A 3,642-nucleotide genomic window follows, 5' to 3' on the forward strand; every position below is an offset into this window, starting at 1 on the left:
GCGTTTGCTGGCGCATCTGATTGATGACGCGCGTTCAGCGGGGATCGAGAGACTTTATCTTCAGACCGGATCAGGCCCGTTCTTTGCCCCTGCCGTGTCTTTGTACAGCCGTCACGGTTTTGCACAATGCCCGCCGTTTGCAGGGTATTTCGAGGATCCGAACTCAATATACATGACTCTGCTCTGTGCGGGATAGGCCGTTGATGTGGAACAGGTGTTTTGCGCTGCAACGATCCCTCCCGGGGGTTTCCCGATGGCCAGTATCAGCGCGCCTTGTTACGGTTTGTGGAACTCGGAACGCGCGGCAATTTGATGGACGATTGGCATAGATTATGAGCAACCTGGAATTTGGCAAAGATGAACCGAAACAGCCCTCGCCGGGAAACTCTCGGGAAATCAGCGCGCCAGCGGCGTTGCGAAACCGCGAGGTGATCGCGGATGTGCTTGGCGGTTTTCTGCCGGAACAAGGCAATGTTCTGGAACTGGCCAGCGGCACCGGAGAGCACGTCTGCCTGTTTGCCGAAAGGTTTGACAGGCTGACATGGCAAGCCACGGACATGGACCCGTCCCGGCTTGAAAGCATCGCGGCACGTGCGTCGAAAGCGTCACTGCCCAATTTGCTGCCGCCTCGATATCTCAATGTGACCGAGACGGACTGGCACGCCATGTCCGCCAATGTGATTGTTGCAATCAATCTGTTTCATGTTGCACCCAAAGCCGTTTCAGGCGCGGTGCTTAGCGGCGCAGCGCAGGTTCTTGGGCCGGGCGGGGTGCTTTGTATATATGGGCCTTTCACATTGAACGGCGTTTTCAACACGGACAGCAACCGAGAATTCAACGATTATTTGCGCGAACAGAACCCGGAATGGGGATTGCGCGATATCGCGGATATTGACGCAATCGCCGAAGGTTTGGACATGGTCCGCACAGCCCTTCAGGACATGCCTGCAAACAACTTTCTGGTGGTGTACCAATTGCCCGAATAGGGCGCGACCAACGTGGCCAGACGACGACTTTATTGACACCCTTTGGTTTACGCCATATCAGATGTAGCAACTTAAGATGGTATCACGGGCCATTGGTTCGGCACCTTCTTCCCTATGGCTCTGGTGTCGTCCAGACGTCGATTTTCCGCGTCGGCAACCAACCAAACCTTGACATCACACAACCGCAAAACAGGAAGACCGCTTAATGGGCAAGGTGTTGGACAATGGGGTGCTTATGGGTCTTCTTGCGGGGGTTGGTGCTGCCCTGCTTTGGGGGATATGGCCGACGATTTCGCGTTTCAGCGTGGTGGCAAATCTGAACCCATATGATATTGTCTTCATCCGCTTTTCGGTCAGCGGACTTCTGCTTTTGCCGGTGTTCCTGAAGTACAGGCTCAAGGGCATCAGCCTTGGGGGCGCTCTCTTGTTGATGACAGGTGCAGGTGCGCCATATGTCATGATCACGGTCATTGGTCTGCAATATACGCCCGCCGGCCATGGCGGCCTTGTGGTGCCCAGCTTCAATATCATCTTTTCGACCATCGGCGCGGCGATCTTTCTTGGTACCCGTCCCACCTATACCCGGCTCGTTGGTCTGGCGTTTATCTTTGTGGGATGCGCGACAATCTTTGCGCAGGGCCTCGCGCCGACCAATTCGTCGCAGCTTTATGGTGATCTGCTGTATGTGTTGGGCGGCTTTGTCTATGCGATCTACACCTTATCCAGCCAGAAATACGGTGTCCCCGCATGGCATGCGGCGTCAATCGTTGCGGTGTTCTCGGCGGTTCTGTTTGTTCCCATATACCTGCTGTTTCTGCCGAGCAGTCTGGCACAGGCCCCAATTGAGGAGCTTGCAACGCAGGCTGTCTTTCAGGGGGTCGTCACCTCGATCCTGGCGATCTTCCTGTTTTCAAGCGCCATTGCCCGGCTTGGCGCGGCCCGCGCCGTGGTGTTCCTGGCGCTTATGCCGGTCTTTACGCTTTTGACCGCGATCCCCATTCTTGCCGAATGGCCCACCGAAATGGAATGGTTTGCGCTTGGCATGATCGTGCTCGGAACGCTTATCGCGGTGGAAATTATCAAGCGACCAATAGCCTTGTTCCGCCGATCACGGCTGCCTGAAACCTAGACTGATATCAGGTTGCGGGTATCACGCGCCCTTTCCTCTTACTCTTTGCAAAGCAACATCCCTTTGGCAATCAACGCTGAACTGTCTGCAGCAATGATGCGGGGCGATGTATCCGGGGGCTGATCAGTGACCACCGCAACTGCCACAGGATCACCTGACGGCAGATGGGTGGCAAACAGGCAAAGCGGGGGATGCTTTTCAGGCGACAGGCACCGCCAGTGATCACATTGGTCCATGGCATGGCCCACGTCAAAAGCGGGCAGATGCGCATGCAATCCCTGCCCAAGCGCTTTGATCACTGCCTCCTTGCGCACCCACAGACGCAGCCATGCAGACCGGTCCCCCGGCGGCGATACACGCTCCGCAGGTACCAGGTTTTGGGGCAGTCCGGCTTCGCTGATGTCACGGGTCGCAATTTCAACATCAATGCCTGTTTCCACTGCAGGATGCAGCACGCAAACAGCAAGAGCACCGGAATGGCTCAGATTGAACTGCGCCCCGCCCGCGACATAAGGCTTTCCCTTTGTTGGCCGCTGGATATCAATATCTGCCGGACAGCGATTTGTTACACTGGCAAGGCTCGACCTCAGAAAGACATGTGCAGCCTTTGCGCGCCGTCGCAGGGTTTCTGTCACCAGCCCGTCCGATCTGGCATGCTCCGCCCCGCTTAACAAGGAATATCTCCGGGCAAGCATGCGGGACCCGGCATCTAGGTCAATCCAGGTGATCAGGGGCGGAACGAGAGCCACGGAAGCCATCTAACATCAACGGGACGACCTTTGTCGAGGACCGGAAACTGTCAGATCCGGCAAGTATATCCCCGTTGAACATGTTGAAGCTGAAATAGAATTGGGCGCAAAACTGCTGGGGCTCTATTCTGTCCCTGCCAATCCGATATCCGGTTCCGGAATGCAGAGGAGAGTTGCAATGGAACGCGGTTGCCCGGGGCCTGGCCTGCTGACGCATATGTTGGTATCAAAACATGCGGATCACTGCCCACTTTACCGCCAGTCGCAAATCTACGCCCGCGAGGGGATCGCTCGACCCTGGCCGACTGGGTTGGCCGTTCGACCGCACTTCTAGAAACGTTGGCAGATGCGATTGGCGGTCATGTCAAAGCCGGTCAGGCTATCTTCGCAGATGACACCCCGATCAAGATGCAGACGAAGGGCAAATGCGCCACCGCGCGGGTCTGGACCTATGTGCGCAATGAGCGGCCTTGGGGCGGAGGTGATCTACCTGCCGCTTGGTATCAGTTCACGACAAACCGCAAAGGCGAGCATCCTTCGGCGCATCTGACCAGTTACAAGGGCTGGATGCATGCCGATGGCTATGCCGGGTTCAATAATCTCTATCGCTCCGGCGCGATCAACGAGGGTGCCTGCATGGCCCACATCCGCCGCAAGTTCGTGGACGTGTTCCAGTCGCAGGGCCTGCAGGTGGCCGAAGAGGCAATCTGCCGCATCGCCGAACTTTATGCCGTGCAAAAGGACGCCCGAGGGTTGCCTCCAGCAGACCGCGTTCAGC

The 3,642-nt window shown here is 56.8% G+C and carries 4 protein-coding genes and 1 pseudogene; 4 read left to right on the forward strand and 1 reads right to left on the reverse strand.

The genetic code is table 11. The features are described from left to right. From WBB85_RS00585 to WBB85_RS00595, 3 genes are all read left to right on the forward strand, one after another. A partial coding sequence (locus WBB85_RS00585) for a GNAT family N-acetyltransferase (RefSeq protein ID WP_432636677.1) occupies positions 1–196 on the forward strand: 196 nt, incomplete at its 5' end. A gap of 136 nt (positions 197–332) precedes the next feature. After that, positions 333–986 (forward strand): DUF938 domain-containing protein, encoded by a 654-nt coding sequence (locus WBB85_RS00590; protein WP_432636678.1) that lies wholly within the window; start codon positions 333–335, stop codon positions 984–986. A gap of 205 nt (positions 987–1,191) precedes the next feature. Next, the gene (locus tag WBB85_RS00595; protein WP_432636679.1) at positions 1,192–2,115 is read left to right on the forward strand and encodes a DMT family transporter; all 924 of its coding nucleotides are present in this window, start codon (positions 1,192–1,194) and stop codon (positions 2,113–2,115) included. Positions 2,116–2,153: 38 nt separating this feature from the next. Here the strand turns inward: WBB85_RS00595 and WBB85_RS00600 are convergent, their stop codons facing one another. Further along, complete coding sequence (locus WBB85_RS00600; RefSeq protein WP_432636680.1) at positions 2,154–2,750, reverse strand: 4'-phosphopantetheinyl transferase family protein; 597 nt, start codon at positions 2,748–2,750, stop codon at positions 2,154–2,156. A 292-nt stretch (positions 2,751–3,042) separates the two neighbouring features. Here WBB85_RS00600 and WBB85_RS00605 point away from each other — a divergent pair. Continuing rightward, positions 3,043–3,642, forward strand: a pseudogene (locus WBB85_RS00605) (IS66 family transposase); the annotation flags it as partial.

Source organism: Albidovulum sp. (assembly GCF_049646345.1).
Classification (GTDB): Bacteria; Pseudomonadota; Alphaproteobacteria; order Rhodobacterales; family Rhodobacteraceae; genus Albidovulum.